Here is a 15,289-nt window from a genome sequence, read left to right on the forward strand (position 1 = left end):
TGAGCGGCGTCCTGGGGGTGGATCGTCTGGCTGCGCTGGCGGGGGCAGGGGTGTGTCTCTGGTTGCTTCGCCGGGGATAGAGGCGGGGCATCGCGCCCCGCCAGGGCTGGCTACCGGTTATTCAGCGGGCAGGTGTTGAGTCCAAGCACCCGGTACAGGGGGCAGAAACCCACCAGGCCGGTCAGTAGCGGTACCAGGCCGATAAGCCCCCAGAGGCTCTGCGGGCCAACAAACACCAGGCTCAGCAATACCAGCCCAACCAGTACGCGCAGGGTACGATCGATTTTGCCTTCGTTCTTCATCATGGTTATGACCTCCCGATCAGTGGTGATGGGGAGCATTCTGGGGCGCCATCAGCAGCGCGTCTGTAACTAAGTCACCAAGGTGAGGGAAGTCGTGCCGTGGATTGATTCAGGTCAGTTTCGCCAGGGCGTCCGGGTCGAGAATGCGGATGGTGCCCCGTTCCGCCTGGATCAGGCCACGATCCGCGAGTTGCTTGAGGTGGCGGCTCACCACCTCGCGGGCGGTGCCTACCTCGGCGGCGATCAGCTGGTGGGTGCAATGTACCAGGGCTGTGTCGAACGACAGCAGGTACTGGGCAATGCGCACATCAATTGGCTGCAGGGCGAGCTTCTCGATAGTCTGGATCAGGCTGTCCATGCGCTGCGCCAGGCTCTGAAAAACGGCGTTGCGAAAGTCCGGGGCCGTCTCCATCAGCTTGTCGAAGCGGGACTTGGGCATCATTCTCACGATCAGCTCGGTTTCCGCCACCGCCTCGGCGGGAAAACGGCGTCCTCCCAGCAGGCAGCTGGTGGTCAGAACGCAGATACTGTCGGGCCGGACATGGTAGAGGGTGACCTCACGACCGTTGGCCGAGCGGGTGAACAGGCGTACCGACCCCGACCTCAGTACGAAGTAGTTGAGGCATTCGTCCCCCTGGTGCAGCACCGGGTGGCCGGCGGGTATCCGAATATCGTGGTAACCATCAAAAAACGCCGCAATGGACAAGGCCGTTCTCCTGTTGATACTGATCAGTAGGGAGGCACGAGGATACCGCTCTTGCTGCGGCGCTGGGAATGCCTGGGGTCGTTCCGTCGGTCGTACAATGGTGAGGCTGGTCTCCCGGGGTTTAGCTAAGCGAACGCGTTCCTGAGCAACAAATTACGGTAGACTTGCCGTGCAGGAAGCTACTAAGGCGGTGCTCTGAATGAGTAAAACAACGAAAGCGGTGCTTCTATCGGCCTTCATAATGCCCGGAGCTGGCCATTTTTTCCTGAAGAGAAACGTCACAGGTGCGCTGTTCCTGGTAGTGTCGCTTGTCTGCCTCTACGTTATCGTGGCTGCGGCGATCGCCATATCGCAGGAAATCAGTGCCCGGATCCTGTCCGGTGACATTCCACTGGATATTCCGGGGATTCAGGAAGCCATCTCGAATCAACGGTCAGGCGCTGCCTTCCAGGATGCCAATGGAGCAGGTTTACTGTTAATGGGTATCTGGCTTTTGGGTATTCTGGATGCTTTCCGGGTTGGTCGGTTTCAGAGTCCAGGGGAAAGTGGTCGGTCTCCCCGGAACCCGACTGAAGAATCACATCAGGGCTAAAGGATAAGCGATGGAACCCGTGATTCAGGAAGAAACCACCGGTTGTGGCATTGCCGCCTGCGCCGCTCTTGCAGGTGTCAGTTACGGGGAGGCTCGTCGGAAAGCGAGCGCTCTGGGCATTCATGCCGCCAATACAGCGCTCTGGTCAGACACTGAGTATGTCCGGACACTTCTGGAGGCGTTCGGTATACCGGTAGCGGACAGGGAAACCCCGTTCGAGTCCTGGGAGCGGCTTCCCGACAAGGCCCTCATGGCGATCAAATGGCGTATGGAACGGGGCAGGCCTTTCTGGCACTGGGTGGTGTTTGTCAGAGAAGGGGGCAAGGCAAGGGTGCTGGATTCCAAAAAGGGGCTGACATCAAACAACCGCCAGGACTTCGGCCGCATCAAGCCCAGGTGGTACATTGCGGTGACTGATCAATAGGGTAAGGACCCATCGAGCCATGGAAGAGAAAGTTGCTGTTTTCGGGTTTCTGAGATTTCCGCCGGAGGTCATGGACGCAGTCAGGCCGTATCTGCTGGACTTTGTAGACGCTACCCGGTGTCATGATGGGTGCATTGCCTATGATGTGGCCGAGGATCTCACCGACCCGGGGCTGATCCGGTTTTCCGAGCTCTGGCCGGACAACGAATCCCTGGATGCCCATCTGGTGGCTCCCCATATTGGTCCCTGGCGGGAAGCCGCGAAGCGGTTCGGGCTGCAGGAAAGGGCGTTTACAGCCTACGATATTGCATCCTCAAGGTTGGTCTAGCGTGCTACTGACACCAGGCCCCGGACTGACGGACTTGCGAACCCGCACCTGGTTACGGCCACTGTTCTTGGCCTGATACATGGCCAGGTCCGCGTCTTTGAGTAGCTCTTCAGCACTGCCACCAACCCCGGGTATCATCGTTGCCACGCCGATACTCACGGTTATGTGGATGGTCTCGTCCGCACATGGTATTGGAATGTCAGCGATGTCGGCCCGTAGTTGTTCGGCAATGCGGTAAGCGTCGACGGCATTCACCTCTGGCAACAATAAACAGAATTCCTCGCCGCCGATACGTGCGGCCATCGTGCTGGTACCGTTGGCGACTTTCTCCATCTGCCGGGCGAGGGCCTGGAGACAGATATCACCAATCTGGTGCCCCCAGCGGTCGTTAACGTTTTTAAAATGATCAACGTCGAGCAGGGTTACTGTCAGCGGCCGGTTATTGCGACGGCAACGGTTGAACTCCTTATGCAGGTGGTTCTCGAAATTTCGTCGGTTCGACAGCGACGTGAGCTGGTCGGTGTGGGTCAGCGACTGTAGCTGGGCATTGAGAACCGCCAGCTCTTCATTGCGTTGCATGACCCTGCGCTCCAGTTCGGCGGTGGCCTGCTCCTCGGCAGCCAGGGCGTCGAGTTGCGCAGAGACACGCTGCTGGCGCTCGCTGTTGATGCGTTCGCCCAGGGCCAACGACAATATCAGAACCTCAGTGATTACGCCGACAGGCATGATGTTGTTGGTCAGCCAGGGTACGTCAAATACCCCTAACCGCCCCAGTGAGTGCAGTACGCTGCACACGAACAAAGCCGTCCATGCGTAGGTATAAAATTTGCCCGCCGGCTGTTTGTGGAGCCAGGCAGACGGGCCCGCCCACAGGCTGATGGCGCTGCCACTGAGGGCAGCCAGCATGCCCAGTTTAATGCTCGCAGCGTAGGGCAGGAAAAAGCTGGCGACCAGGAGTAAAAAGGCCAGTGAGATATGGGTAACGGTAACTATGTCGAGGGCGCGGGAAAACGCGGGAATATCCAGCAGGTTACGGGCAAAAAGGCCTGCAAATACGGTCAGTGCGGGTAAGCTCATGACAAGGACCTGATCGGCCCAGTTGGGGGCGTTCGGCAAGAGGAAGCGAAAAGCCAGTCCATCCACGCTTGCCAGAAAGAGGGTCATGGATACCACGTATCCGACGTAGAACAGATAACTTTTGTCACGCAACCCGATGGCGAGGAGCAAATTATAGGCCGCTATCAGGATCAGTGCGCCAAAGAAGAGACCACTGGTGAAGAGTTGATCAAAATTGGCTTCGAGAAAGGCATCAGGGTTCCAGAAAGTCAGCGGGGCCTGAACGATGCTGCTTGATGATATCTGCAGATAGAGGGTCCGTTCAGAGCCCGGCGGTAGTTGCATTGGTACGACAAAGTTCTGGTGATTCAGCGGGCGAGAGGCGAACGGTTGCTTGTCGCCGAGTGAATATCGTTCGAGGACTTGGCCGTCGTTGACAAGGTATACCTCCAGGTGGTCGAGCATCGGATAGCTGATCTCCAGATAGCGGGTCAGGGTCTCCGAGCCGGGATTCATCAGGGGTACTTTTAGCCACCAGGTTGAGCGGGAATAGCCCTGATTGAAGCCGCCTTCCGTTGCCTTCCAGTCCTGTCGCCCTGTAAGGTCCTGGATTGTCCACTGGTCTTCCGGATCTTCCAGGTATTGCAGCTGACCAGCCGGATCTATGGAATTCCCGCCGGAAGAATGTTCCTGGGCCAACGCCGAAGTGGGGGCAAGAATCATCAGCACCAGAGTCAGGAGAACGGATAACGGCTGTGCTGTCGGGAATCGGCTCATTGGCTGCTCCCATGATCTGGCGAACTATTGTCCAGCCGGCGTGCACAAACCCTGTTGCGGCCCGTTTCCTTGGCGTCATAAAGTGCCTTGTCTGCCAGGTTGAGCAACCGGTCTGGTCGGGTGCCCGGGCTGGGCACCGTGGATGCAACGCCAGCACTGACTGTGACCGGGATGAGCTCGCCGTCGTACTTAACGGGTGACTCTGCAATAGCAAGGCGAATGCGCTCGGCTATCGTCAGGGCACCGTTCTGATCGGTTTCGGGTAACAGCACACAGAATTCTTCACCACCGAATCGGGCAAAGACATCCGCCGGACGTCTCAGGCAACGGCGAGACCGCTGAATAATATCGATCAGACAGGCATCGCCCGCGGCATGGCCGTAGGTATCGTTAATGCGCTTGAAATGATCCGCATCCATAAGAATGACGGCCAGAGAACGCTCCGACTCACCGCAACGTTTCCACTCCTCTGCGAGGCGTTGCTCGAAGTAACGCCGATTACTGGCTCCGGTCATGGCATCGGTAATGGAAAGCTCCTGAAGATGTTCGCTGAGACGCTGTTGTTCCCGGGTTCGTTCCAGGACCCGCTCTTCCAGCTCAGCCTTCGCCCGCTGGGTGGTCAGCATGGCCTCCTGATGCGCCAGGTGACGCAGGCGGCGGTCATCGGTAATGCGGGACGCCAGGGCGAAGGAGAGTAGCAGGGCGGCAATGATGGTGCCGTGGTACATGGATTGTTTTGAAATGGCGTTAAGCGACATCAGGTCGGCAGCGGCCAGTGTGTTTGGCAACGAACTGATGAAGGCAAAGGCCAGCGCAACAGTGAACAGGCGTTCGGTAATGCCGCCACGTGGCAGTCGATGAAGGCCAATAATGAATGCAATGGCGAAGGACGCTATACCAAAGACCATAGAGAGCGTTAGCGCCCACTGATACGGCACCACGAATGCCGCCAGGATGATCAGGGCTCCGGCAATGGCTCCAATCTGGAATATTCGGGCAAGCGGGGAATGTTCCTGTCTGAGCCGAAGCAGCTCGCAGGCCAGCAGGTTGCCAAACGTTGAGATGCCAGCGAGGAAGACAGGCACGGCCAGCTCGTTCCAGGTAGTGGCAGTGGACCAGATGTATCGGAAACTCAGGCCAGTAAATGTTGCGGAAAACAGTAACAGACAGGTATAGGAACAGACGTAATAGAGGTAACTCCGCTCCCGGACTGAGAGAAACAGCATGAGGTTGTAGACGACGAAGATGGCCAGTGCGCCGTAGAAAAGGCCCCGGGCTATTGCACGAATGCCGTCCTGGCCGACAAAAGCCTCGTGCGTCCACAGGGTGAGTGGTGCCCATACCGCGCCCGATGACTCTACCCTGACAAGAATGGTCAAGGTCTGCTCTGGTTGCCAGGTCAAGGGTACCAGATAGTGGTGGTGCTCCAGCGGGCGTTGGAGGTAGGGCTGCTTGTCCCCGAGCTGATAGGAGGCACGTTGCTGAATACCGTCGTACACGTAGACATTCACATGATCCAGCAGGGGATAGCCGATTTCCAGCAAACGTTCGTGGGCCTGGTCACTGGTATTAACCAGCTGCAGCCGGAGCCACCACGTGGAATCGCTTACGCCCTGGTTGAATGCTTCGGTGCCGGCAGTTTGCCAGTCGAGGGACTTTGACGCTCTCACCTGGGCCGCAGTATAGGTGTTGTCGGAATCTTCCAGGTACTGAACATTGCCGTCCAGCACATGATGAGCGTCCGTTGGTAGTGGCATGGTGGACGCGCAAATAGTGCCGGGTAAAAAACAGGCTAGAAGGACAAGTGAGCGAATCAGGAACATGGGTGCGTAACTACCCGCCCCCCCTATTGGTCGTAGCGCCGGGCTTTCAGGTTGACACCCAGACTTTCGAGTTTTTCGCTGGCGTCTCCGCGCATCAGTTTCAGCAGCTCCTGCCTGGCGGTATCGGTATCCATGCCCCTGGATTCCAGATGTGTAAGCACCTTGCTGAATACCTGACGTCGTCTGATGCCGGCAAGTGAGGAATCACGCCGATCGGAAAAGAAATCCATGAGAGTGGAGCCGCAAACACAATTGCGAAACAATTCGACCATCGGCCGGTCGTCATCATCGTAGGCGTGTTTGAGGCCTGAACGACCGGAGATGCCCTCGGACTGTTGTATAAAGTCTTCCGGTGACTCGTACACGCGACCGCAGCTGGCGCATTCTTTGGGGAAGGCGGTGTCAGAAAGTGCCTTGAGCCCTTCAAACAGCTCCAGGTCTTGCGATTTCTGGTCCACGGCGACAATGGCTCCCACGTTTGAACTGGGTTCTGGTCATTCCATGATTGTACTGTAGTGGGCGTTTCCGGGCTTGTCATGGATATGAATCAACCGGACTGACGACCTGTCTGGAATACTGTATACGCACGGCAGGTTCATGGAATCGTTTGGTCACGGCAGGTATTTTCGTAGTAGACCAGCGAGTAACCCTCTTGATATCAAAGCTTCCAAAATGGATCGAGTACGGGGCCTTTGTCCTGGCCCTGGTGGCCGGCTGCATCAATGCGATTGGTGTGCCGGGGTTCGAACATCCGTCGGTTTCCCATTTATCCGGAACAGCAACCCTGCTGGGCACTAGCGTGCTGGGTCCTTCCCCCGATTGTGAGAACGGTAACCTGGTCTGGTAACCGATGAGCGGTACCCTACGGGCTCCCGGAATTGCTATTCAGGTAGTGGAGAGAAGACGGGTACGACAGACGATGCCTGTAGTGCTGACAGTCTGAAAGAAACGGTTAAATCAGTAGTGGTATCGAAGCTGGGCGATAAGCAAAGCGTCATCCGTGACTTTGTACACCATTCGGTGTTCCTCGTTAATTCGGCGGGACCAGTAAGCGGCGAGACTGTGCTTGAGGGACTCCGGTTTACCTATACCTTCAAACGGTTCTAGTTTGGTCTCTTTGATAAGTTTATTAATTCGGATAAGTATCTTTTTGTCGGTTTTCTGCCAGTACAGATAGTCTTCCCAGGCGTTCTCGGAGAAGATGAGTTTCATTCAGGAAGTTCCTTTTCCTGACCACCGCCTTGCTCCAGCTCTGCAACGGATTCCAGCAAGCGACGGGCGTTCGTTGGTGAACGCAGGAGATAGGCGGTCTCTTGCAGCGCCTCGTAGTCCTCAAGAGAGATCATGACGACGGACTGTGCCTTGCTTCGTGTGATGATCACTGGTGAATGGTCTTCACAGACCTGTTCCATGGTTTTTGCTAGATTGGTTCTGGCTGCTGTGTAGCTAATGGCATCCATAAGACTGCTCCTGTACAGGATGTTGATCATGTTCAAAATAACGTACAGAGAAGGATTTAACAATCGGCTGCACAGCGACCGATCTTCCGCCGCTCCGCGGCAAACCGCCGAGGAAGCCATCCCCGATGTCCGTGACGGTCTGACCCGTACTGAACGGCTGATCCTGTACGTGTTGAATGAAACCCAGCGCGAGCTGGGCGGGCGCAATGTGCCCACGGTGATGCTTTACGGTCGGGTACTGGAGTACGTCAATATCAGCGAGCAGGAGCTGCACGTGTATCTGGACCGCCTGGGTGTAAAGGGCGACGGGCGCTGACGGTGATGGCCCCTGGCTGTTTGCGGGAGGCCGGCAATAACGCTGTTCAGGCCGTCCGGTAGCTGGAGGTGACTGCCGCTGCCGGTGTTCCGGTACCGATGGGTTGACGTGTGTTTTGCTTCTTTAAATGATGATCAACATATAATAGTATGATGACTGTCATCTAGAGAGGGTAAGCATCATGGAGACTCCAAGTACCACAACATCAACATCGATCGCCGGGCCAGGACCATTTGAGGCCGAGCAGCTTTTCCGGGCACTGGTAACTCCCGTGCGGGTTCAGGCCACCGACGAAGAACAGTCTTTACTGGCAAGCGCGGTGCCTTTTCAGGTTGATTACCGGGGTAACCGGTTGGCGGCCTGGCAGTGGGGCCGGACGGGCCCCAGGGTTCTGGTGGTTCATGGCTGGAATAGCCGGGCGAGTCATCTGGCCGGGTATATCAGGGCGCTGCTGGCAGCGGGATACCAGGTGCTGGCATTCGATGCGCCGGGCCATGGGCAGTCTGGCGGAAGCCGATCCAACGTGGTGGACCTGGGGCGGGCCACATTGCGGGTGCTGGAGGCTGCCGGGCCGGTTGAGGCAGCGATAGGCCATTCGATGGGCTCGCCGGCCTTGCTGTATGCCTTTGCCCAAGGCCTGCAGGTCCGTGCCAGCATCCACATCGCCGGGCCCAGCTCCCTGCAGGGGGCTCTGCTTCGGGCTGCGTCCATGGCCAGGCTGACCGACGAGCAGGCGGATCGTCTGCTTGCCCTGATGGAGGCGGAGACAGGCCAGCCCATGGTCGCGATGGAGCTGATGGAGCTTTCTGCTGGCTTTCGCCATCCCGCACTGATCCTCCATGACCTGGACGACCGGGAAGTACCGTTCGAGGAGAGCCGCCTGCTAAGGGCAGCGTGGCCCGGTTCGACCCTGCACGAGGTGTCCGGGCTTGGCCATCGCCGGATCCTCAACGACCCCTCACTGATTACGCTCGGGCTGGACATGCTGGGGCGGCACGTGTCGGTGAGTCGGGCGGACACAGAGGAGTCCGGATCATGAGCGCCCCGGATGACGTCAGATCGATCCCCTTGATGGTTGGTCTGCTGGTGTTAATGTTGACGATTCTCGGCGAGCTGTCCACCCAGCTTTACGTGCCTGCCCTTTCCCTGATTGCGGGGGAAATGTCGGCAAGCCCGGTGGCTGTGCAGAGCTCCCTTTGGCTGTTCCTGTTTGCGTTCGGGGTGGGGCAGCTGGTGTTTGGGCCGGCATCGGACCGTTTGGGCCGACGTCCTGTCCTGTTAAGCGGTCTGGGGCTTTATGTGGCGGCCACGGTCGGTTGCCTGCTGGCCGAGTCCGTCACCGTGCTGATTATTGCCCGTGTGCTGCAGGCCCTTGGTGCCTGCGTGGGTTTTGTCATGGCGCGGGCGATTATCCGTGATGTCTACCCACTGCCTCGTGTGCCCGCCGTTCTGGCAACGACAACACTGGCGATTGCACTGAGCGTGGCTATTGCGCCCACTATTGGTGGTTGGGTTTCGATGCAATGGGGCTGGCGGATGATTTTCGCCGCGCTGGCTGTTCTCGGTGTGCTGCTCGCACTGTTGGTTGCTGTTGGTCTGCCTGAAACCCGACCGAAAAATGGAACCGGTGTGGAACGGACCGAAAGCCTGCTGCGTGCTTACCGGGAGGTGGCCATGCATCCGGTATTCCTGCGACATGCGTTACCACTGGGCCTGGTCTATGGCGCCATGATGGCTTACGTTGTGGGCGCGCCTTTTGCGGTCCGGAACATGCTGGGCGTCTCCACCGAGACCCTGGGCCTGATCTTCGGAGGCATTCTGTCGGGATTCGTCATCGCCCTGGTGCTGAGTCGCCTGCTGGTGCGGCGTGTTGGCCCGCAGCGACTGCTGACCGCAGGGCTGGCGCTGGTATGTCTGTTTGCCCTGACCACTGCCGTCGGTTATGCGTTGCGGGGGCTGGATGCATACAGCGTGGTTCTGCCCCAGTTCCTGTTGACCCTCGGAGCAGGCTTCGTCTTCCCCAATGCGGTGGCAGGGGCAATTGCCCCCCATGGTTCACGGGCAGGTATGGCCGCTGCTCTGGTGGGGTGCCTCCAGATGTTGCTGGGCGCTCTATGTGGACTGCTGGTCAGTGCAGCAGGTACCAGCAGCACTGCTCCCATGCTCCTTATCCAGCTGATCGTCGTGATAGCAGCGGTTGCGGCCAATCGGCTGTTTTCAGCCCGCCGGGCCGCTCTCGCTGACGCTGTTCTATGAGGGCAACCACCGTTCGCCCACGCGTTTCACGATAGGACGTCGCAGGAGGCGATGCATGGCAGTGAGCCGCAGCGAGCCTCTGCCCGGTATGTTCTCTTTGTTACTTGTGTCCTATAGGATGTGAGTCGCACGTTTTCCCTGTGGTGCAACAATCCATAGTCGGTCAATACAGGATAGTCCGCCAGGACGGCCCACCACCTTCGGTACACCAACAAAGGATCCGTGAATGTCTGACGATACCTATACCCCCCCGAAAGTCTGGAAATGGGAACAGCAGGATGGCGGTAAGTTCACCAGCGTGAATCGTCCCATTGCCGGCCCGACCCACGACAAGGAGCTGCCGGTTGGCAAGCACCCGATACAGCTGTACTCCCTGGCCACACCCAATGGCGCGAAAGTCACCATCATGCTGGAGGAGCTGCTGGAGAAGGGCATCAAGGAGGCGGAATACGATGCCTGGCTGGTGAAGATCATGGACGGCGAGCAGTTCGGTAGCGGCTTTGTGGATGTGAACCCCAACTCCAAGATCCCTGCCATGGTGGACCACAGCCAGAACCCGCCCCTGCGGCTGTTCGAGTCCGGCTCAATGCTGGTCTACCTGGCCGAGAAATTTGGTGAATTCCTGCCAAAGGATATCGCCGGCCGTACCGAGACGCTCAACTGGTTGTTCTGGCAAATGGGCAGTGCGCCCTTCCTGGGTGGCGGGTTCGGCCACTTCTATGCCTACGCGCCTGAGAAGTTCCAGTACCCCATCGACCGCTACACCATGGAGGTCAAGCGTCAGCTGGACGTGCTGGACCGGCAGCTGGCCAATAACCGCTATATCGCCGGGGACGAGTACACCATTGCCGACATGGCCATCTGGCCCTGGTACGGTAATCTGGTCACCGGCACCATCTATGACGCACAGGAATTTCTGGAGGTGCATACCTATACCAACGTGGTCCGTTGGAGCAAGGAGCTGGAAGCCCGCCCGGGCCTGAAGCGTGGCCAGATGGTGAATCGAGTCTGGGGCGACCCCGCAGGCCAGCTGCCGGAGCGGCACGATGCCAGCGACTTCGAGCTGAAGACGCAGGATAAACTGGACGCCCGGTAGACGTTCTTCCGGAGCGGAGTATTGCTGTTCACGGCAAGGCTCCGCCCGGAATGCTGATTCACTCCCTGCGCTCTCACTCTTCCGGCACATCACCTTCCACTTCGCCAGCCGCGGGTCTCGTCCGGCTTCCATTTCTGGCGTGGTTTCGGCACGCTGATGAAACAGCAAGGAGCTGCTTGGCAGCCGAATACGCGGCAATATCGGAGAAAGGCCCTTGTCGAGAAAGGCGTGGTTGTTCTGGTTGCTGGTGATCGTGGTGGTGGCGGCGTTGGACTACATCCGCGCCTGGCAATATCTGCCACCTGAGTGGAGTCCGTTTGCCCCCGTGGCGCTGGATCATCGGATGACCCCGGTTACCCGCTGGAAGCTCAACAGCCTGCGGGATGAACAGGCAGAGTGCATCGATGTGCTGGCAACCGCACCGGACAACTGGCTGGATCACCTGCCGCTGGAGGATTACACCCCGGTGGAGAGCTGTCCGCTTACCAACGTGGTCCGCGTCACGCGAACCAGCGCGGAGCTGAGTTCGACCTTTACCGCAACCTGCCCGCTGGTCGCCGCCTGGGTGATGTTCGAACAGCAGCAGTTACAACCCCTGGCCCGGGAACACCTGGGCAGCCCGGTGGTGCGGCTTGATCATTACGGTACCTTTGCCTGCCGCAATATCTACCATCGTGAGAATGCCCGGCGCAGTGAACACGCCAGCGCCGCCGCACTCGACCTGGCAGGGTTCCGCCTGGCAGATGGCCGGCGCATTTCCGTACTGGAGGATTGGGATAACGACGCAGACCCGGCTCGGCGTAAATTCCTGAAGGCAGTCCACAGCGCAGCGTGTGACTATTTCGGCACCGTGTTGGGTCCCGATTATAATAAGCCCCACGAAAATCACTTCCATCTGGATACCAGTCGGTTCGGTATCTGCCGGTAGCTACAACCAGTAGCGGCCGCTTTGGCGGCGCATCGCGCTGGTTTATTTCAGCCACGGATTGCAGTAGCTTAATTGCCTACAAGAAAAACATGTCGTTATGGAAAAAGGAACTTCCGTTGAAACACCAACGCGTTGCCATTATCGGCGCCGGCACCGCCGGACTTGCCTCGGCCATCCTCCTCGCCCGTCGGGGCCATCACATCACGGTATTCGAACGAGCTGACGCCCTCGCACCTGTTGGCGCCGGGTTGCTGTTGCAGCCCGCCGGACTGGACGCAATGGCGGAGCTTGGTTGCCTGGAATCGATCCGTCAGTATGGCGAGCGCATCGATGCCCTGTATGGCTGCACCACGGATGGACGCGCCATCATGGATGTGTCCTACCGCGATCTGGGCCTGGATGAACCGGTGTCCGGTCTGGGGGTACACCGGGCTGCCCTGTGTCACGTGTTGGATGAAGCTCTGGCAGATCTGGAACATGAACGACGCTTTGGCTGCGAGGTGCTTTCGGTAACGTCGGCGGCAACCGGCACCATGGTGGCCTTCCGCAGCGATGGCCAGACCAGACAGGAACGCTTTGACGGCGTGCTGGTGGCCAATGGCAGCGCCAGCGACCTGAGGCCGAAATCCCTGGTTCGTTATGATCGCCAGTACCCCTGGGGCGCCATGTGGCTGATGCGACCACTGACCGACGGGCTGGCCGCTTTTGCAAAACCGCTGCTGCAGCAACGCTACCAGGGCTCCCAACGGATGATGGGCATGTTGCCGACGGGAACGGTTCCCGGCATTGGCGGACAGCCCATGGTCAGCTTCTTCTGGAGTCTGCCGGTGGCCGACATGGTCCGCTGGCAGGACGAGGAGCTTCCCCTGGAGGACTGGAAACGCGAGGCCACCAACCTCTGGCCGGAAATTGGTCCGCTTATCGAGTCTATCGCTTCCGCCGGTGACCTTTTGCCCGCTACCTATCGGGATGTGGTGCTGTCCCACTGGGGGCGGGGGCGAATCGGTGTCATTGGTGACGCCGCGCACGCCATGAGCCCCCAACTGGGCCAGGGTGCCAATATGGCCCTGCTGGATGCCGTTGCCATGGCACGGGCGGTTGACGGCAGCCGGACCTGGGATGACGTCTGGCAGCATTTCGATGACCAGCGCCGGGGCTCCATCCGCTTCTATCAGCGCATGAGCTGGTGGCTGACACCCATGTTCCAGTCCAACCTGAAGGGCGCGGCCCCGTTACGGGACCTGTCACTCACCCTATCGCAAAAGGTGCCCTGGTTACGGCAGCAAATGGCGGAAACCATTTCTGGCCGGAAGCAGAAGTGGCTGGCTTGATCCCGTCCAGTTCAAGCGAATAATCAAGCCACGCTCGCTCTACAGGAAGGGCGACGGTGAGGCGGTATTCGCTGAACAGGTGCACGCCGGCTGAAGTGTGATGTTGTGAGGCAGCCCCGGGCGCCAGGGGCTCTGGTGCGACATAATTCTGATCCGTACCTGTGCGTATCATTATCCCGGCAGAGGAGTTGTCGCCGTGCCCCGGAACAGAACCCGCCCGAAATCCCGGTTAGTACCCGTCCTGTTTGGTCTTGTGTTCTTCCTGCCCGGGGTGGGCATGCTTCTGTTCGGCCCCGCGCACCGGTTGCTTGAGCACGGGATGACTGCGAGCTGGGACCAGGTGCCAGCTACTCTCGATGAGATCCGGGTCGATCGACAGCGGCATTCGGAAGGCACCACCACCTACGCCGTGCGGGCCAGTTACCGGTATGAGTACGGTGGCCGTCAGTACCAAGGAACCCGGGTCGGGTATGACCGGGGTAGCGACAACATCGGGGACTTCCACCATCGGGTGATGCGGCACCTTGAGCAGCAGCGGCGCAACAATGCCGTGCAGGTGTGGGTCAACCCCGGACAACCCTCGGAAAGCCTGCTGGTGCGGGAGCTGCGCTGGCGGAAGATGCTGTTCATGACCGTGTTCGGCCTGGTGTTTGCCGGTGCTGGTGTGTTCGTGATGTGGCTGGCAATGAGGCGAGGCGCCCCTTCGCCGACAGGGGATCAACCGATTTCGTCGTCCGCACAATACGGGCACTGGTTGTTCGGTTTCATGGCCTTCGCCTTCCTGGGGATAAGTCTGCCGGTGGTCCTGATGCTCCCTGACGAGTTGTCGAAGGGCAACTGGCCGATCCTGGCCGTGTTGCTGTTCCCGCTGGCTGGCCTGTGGCTTGGCTATATGGCCTGGAAAAACTGGCGGAACTGGCGCTATTACGGGCCGGCACCGCTGGTGATGGATCCTGCTCCCGGGCAGCTGGGCGGGGACATTGGCGGTCGCATTGCTTTCACCCGACGCCTGGACGCCGATGCGGGGTGGGCTGTTACCTTGCAATGCCTGCGGGTCCGCATCAGTAGCGGCAAGAACAGCAGTCGTCACGAAACCCTGGTGTGGCAGCAGGACCAGGTACCGGAAGCCCACCACCGGGCTCATGGCACCGAGCTGAGCTTCTGCTTCACGCCGCCTGCCGATCTTCCCGAATCGGATGGTGATGGCCGGCACCAGGTGGTCTGGCGGGTGTTGCTCATTGGCCCCACTGAACCAGTGCCGCTGGAGCGTTCCTACGACCTGCCTGTGGTCCAGGGCCGCCAGCGGTCCGGTGTCACGCTGAGTGAGGCCCATGTTCAGCATCATGAACAGCAGGGCCGCCGACAGGCCCTGACAGAGGCCGTGGAGCAGGTGGACATGCAGCGCATGGGCCTGGGTTGGGTCATACACAGCCGGGCCGGACGTCATCTGGGTATGAAGCTGTCGATCACGGTGTTCGGACTGATTTTCGCCAGCGTGGGCGCGGGTCTGTGGTATCTGGCCGCCACGGAAGGGGCGATGCTCTATCTGATGGGCGGCCTGTTTCTGCTGTTCGGGGTGCCATTAACCATCGGGGGCGTGTTCATGGCCGGGCGCGGGCTGACCGCTCGCATCGAGGGCACCCGGGTCACGATGATCCGGCACTGGCTTGGCCTGGATTTGTGGAAACGCCAGGGTGAGCTGATCTCGGCCGATCAGCTGGTATTGAAGAGCGGGGTCAGTCAAAGCCAGGGTGGACGAACCACGGAGTATTTCGCACTGGCTTTCGAGGATGGCGGCAAGACCATCCGTCTTGCCGAGGGACTGGTCGGGCGCCCCGCCGGTGAGGCTTTCAGGGACAGTCTGGTTAAACTGCTCGGGCTGGCCTGAAAGGTC

The 15,289-nt window shown here is 59.2% G+C and carries 17 protein-coding genes; 10 read left to right on the forward strand and 7 right to left on the reverse strand.

The genetic code is table 11. The features are described from left to right. Positions 1–110: 110 nt before the first annotated feature. Both ACFOZ5_RS01755 and ACFOZ5_RS01760 read right to left on the reverse strand, forming a co-directional pair. The gene (locus ACFOZ5_RS01755; protein ID WP_379885004.1) at positions 111–305 is read right to left on the reverse strand and encodes a YgaP family membrane protein; all 195 of its coding nucleotides are present in this window, start codon (positions 303–305) and stop codon (positions 111–113) included. Between the two features lie 106 nt (positions 306–411). Continuing rightward, positions 412–1,008, reverse strand: a complete 597-nt coding sequence (locus ACFOZ5_RS01760; RefSeq protein ID WP_379885005.1) for a Crp/Fnr family transcriptional regulator — start codon at positions 1,006–1,008, stop codon at positions 412–414. 199 nt (positions 1,009–1,207) lie between these two features. On the opposite strand from ACFOZ5_RS01760, the gene ACFOZ5_RS01765 reads away from it, so the two are divergent. Genes ACFOZ5_RS01765 through ACFOZ5_RS01775 form a run of 3 tightly spaced genes read left to right on the forward strand, consistent with a single transcriptional unit; the run spans position 1,208 to position 2,352 of the window. Further along, positions 1,208–1,600 (forward strand): DUF6677 family protein, encoded by a 393-nt coding sequence (locus tag ACFOZ5_RS01765; RefSeq protein ID WP_379885006.1) that lies wholly within the window; start codon positions 1,208–1,210, stop codon positions 1,598–1,600. A 10-nt stretch (positions 1,601–1,610) separates the two neighbouring features. Beyond that, on the forward strand, positions 1,611–2,024 hold the full coding sequence (locus ACFOZ5_RS01770; RefSeq protein WP_379885007.1) for a hypothetical protein: 414 nt from the start codon (positions 1,611–1,613) through the stop codon (positions 2,022–2,024). Positions 2,025–2,043: 19 nt separating this feature from the next. Then, a complete protein-coding gene (locus ACFOZ5_RS01775) occupies positions 2,044–2,352 on the forward strand; it encodes a putative quinol monooxygenase (RefSeq protein WP_379885008.1) in 309 nt (102 codons plus the stop codon). Here ACFOZ5_RS01775 and ACFOZ5_RS01780 read toward each other — a convergent pair. The 5 genes from ACFOZ5_RS01780 to ACFOZ5_RS01800 form a co-directional block, all read right to left on the reverse strand. After that, positions 2,338–4,185: a sensor domain-containing diguanylate cyclase gene (locus ACFOZ5_RS01780; protein WP_379885009.1), complete on the reverse strand. Its 1,848-nt coding sequence runs from the start codon at positions 4,183–4,185 to the stop codon at positions 2,338–2,340. The two genes, ACFOZ5_RS01775 and ACFOZ5_RS01780, sit on opposite strands and share 15 nt — an antisense overlap. Continuing rightward, on the reverse strand, positions 4,182–5,942 hold the full coding sequence (locus tag ACFOZ5_RS01785; protein WP_379885010.1) for a sensor domain-containing diguanylate cyclase: 1,761 nt from the start codon (positions 5,940–5,942) through the stop codon (positions 4,182–4,184). Before ACFOZ5_RS01785 ends, ACFOZ5_RS01780 begins: the two co-directional genes overlap by 4 nt. An 89-nt stretch (positions 5,943–6,031) precedes the next feature. Then, positions 6,032–6,466, reverse strand: a complete 435-nt coding sequence (locus tag ACFOZ5_RS01790; protein WP_379885011.1) for a hypothetical protein — start codon at positions 6,464–6,466, stop codon at positions 6,032–6,034. A 499-nt stretch (positions 6,467–6,965) separates the two neighbouring features. Then, entirely contained in the window at positions 6,966–7,220 is a 255-nt protein-coding gene (locus ACFOZ5_RS01795; RefSeq protein ID WP_379885012.1) for a Txe/YoeB family addiction module toxin, read from the reverse strand. Beyond that, on the reverse strand, positions 7,217–7,468 hold the full coding sequence (locus tag ACFOZ5_RS01800) for a type II toxin-antitoxin system Phd/YefM family antitoxin (protein WP_379885013.1): 252 nt from the start codon (positions 7,466–7,468) through the stop codon (positions 7,217–7,219). The genes ACFOZ5_RS01795 and ACFOZ5_RS01800 overlap by 4 nt, the downstream gene beginning before the upstream one ends. A 28-nt stretch (positions 7,469–7,496) precedes the next feature. Between ACFOZ5_RS01800 and ACFOZ5_RS01805 the strand changes: the two genes are divergently transcribed. The 7 genes from ACFOZ5_RS01805 to ACFOZ5_RS01835 all read left to right on the forward strand — a co-directional run bounded on the left by ACFOZ5_RS01805 (position 7,497) and on the right by ACFOZ5_RS01835 (position 15,283). Further along, on the forward strand, positions 7,497–7,784 hold the full coding sequence (locus ACFOZ5_RS01805; protein ID WP_379885014.1) for a hypothetical protein: 288 nt from the start codon (positions 7,497–7,499) through the stop codon (positions 7,782–7,784). 181 nt (positions 7,785–7,965) lie between these two features. Next, positions 7,966–8,823: an alpha/beta fold hydrolase gene (locus tag ACFOZ5_RS01810; protein WP_379885015.1), complete on the forward strand. Its 858-nt coding sequence runs from the start codon at positions 7,966–7,968 to the stop codon at positions 8,821–8,823. Then, complete coding sequence (locus tag ACFOZ5_RS01815) at positions 8,820–10,040, forward strand: multidrug effflux MFS transporter (RefSeq protein WP_379885016.1); 1,221 nt, start codon at positions 8,820–8,822, stop codon at positions 10,038–10,040. The genes ACFOZ5_RS01810 and ACFOZ5_RS01815 overlap by 4 nt, the downstream gene beginning before the upstream one ends. A gap of 226 nt (positions 10,041–10,266) precedes the next feature. Next, positions 10,267–11,136, forward strand: coding sequence for a glutathione-dependent disulfide-bond oxidoreductase (gene yghU / locus ACFOZ5_RS01820; RefSeq protein WP_379885017.1), 870 nt, complete (start codon positions 10,267–10,269; stop codon positions 11,134–11,136). A 214-nt stretch (positions 11,137–11,350) separates the two neighbouring features. Further along, on the forward strand, positions 11,351–12,064 hold the full coding sequence (locus tag ACFOZ5_RS01825; protein WP_379885018.1) for an extensin-like domain-containing protein: 714 nt from the start codon (positions 11,351–11,353) through the stop codon (positions 12,062–12,064). A 116-nt stretch (positions 12,065–12,180) separates the two neighbouring features. Further along, entirely contained in the window at positions 12,181–13,395 is a 1,215-nt protein-coding gene (locus ACFOZ5_RS01830; protein ID WP_379885019.1) for an FAD-dependent oxidoreductase, read from the forward strand. 196 nt (positions 13,396–13,591) lie between these two features. Next, entirely contained in the window at positions 13,592–15,283 is a 1,692-nt protein-coding gene (locus ACFOZ5_RS01835) for a DUF3592 domain-containing protein (protein ID WP_379885020.1), read from the forward strand. The last annotated feature ends 6 nt before the right edge of the window (positions 15,284–15,289 follow it).

Origin of the sequence: Marinobacter lacisalsi, from assembly GCF_042651045.1 — a bacterium.
Taxonomy (GTDB): Bacteria; Pseudomonadota; Gammaproteobacteria; order Pseudomonadales; family Oleiphilaceae; genus Marinobacter; species Marinobacter lacisalsi.